This is a genomic window from Gilliamella sp. B2824 (assembly GCF_026536245.1).
Taxonomy (GTDB): domain Bacteria; phylum Pseudomonadota; class Gammaproteobacteria; order Enterobacterales; family Orbaceae; genus Gilliamella.
On record NZ_JAFNON010000042.1, the window covers coordinates 1 to 585 of the forward strand.

Consider the following 585-nt stretch of genomic DNA (forward strand, 5'->3'; position numbering starts at 1 on the left):
AAAGACAAAAATCCGATAAACCGTTAACCGACAAAGAACAACAAGAAATATATAAAGAAGCCTACGACAAAGCGATGAATGAAGGCATGTCAGCGATGGGAAGTAATACCCGTCAAGGCATCGACATGGCGATTAATATTATCAATGGCTTAATCACCGGCGACATGACCGGTGCGGTAGCTGGTGCATTGGCACCAAAACTGGCCACGATAATCAAGCAGCAAACCGGTGACAATAAGGTCGCTAACACTATCAGTCATGCCATCCTTGGCGCTGTGGTTGCCGAGCTACAAGGTAACTCAGCTGTTGTTGGCGGAGTTGGTGCAGCGGTCAGTGAACGAGGCGCAGAAGTCATTGCCAGTATTCTTTATCCGAATAAAAGTATAGATGAATTAAATCAGGATGAAAAACAACAAGTCAGCGCACTCGCCCAACTGGCCACCGGACTGGCTATTGCCGCATTAGGTGGTAATGCTCAGGATATTAATACCGCTATTGCTGGTGGTAAAAATGCGGTTGAGAATAATGGATTAACAAGAGGAGCAATTAAAGGGCTAGAAAAAGGTTATGAATCGTGTATGAAAA

1 protein-coding gene is annotated in these 585 nt (G+C 44.8%); it reads left to right on the top strand.

All coding sequences use genetic code 11. The annotated features are described in order from the left end of the window. Window positions 1–585: VENN motif pre-toxin domain-containing protein (locus J3U56_RS12020; protein WP_267367968.1), on the top strand; the 585-nt coding region annotated here is incomplete at both ends.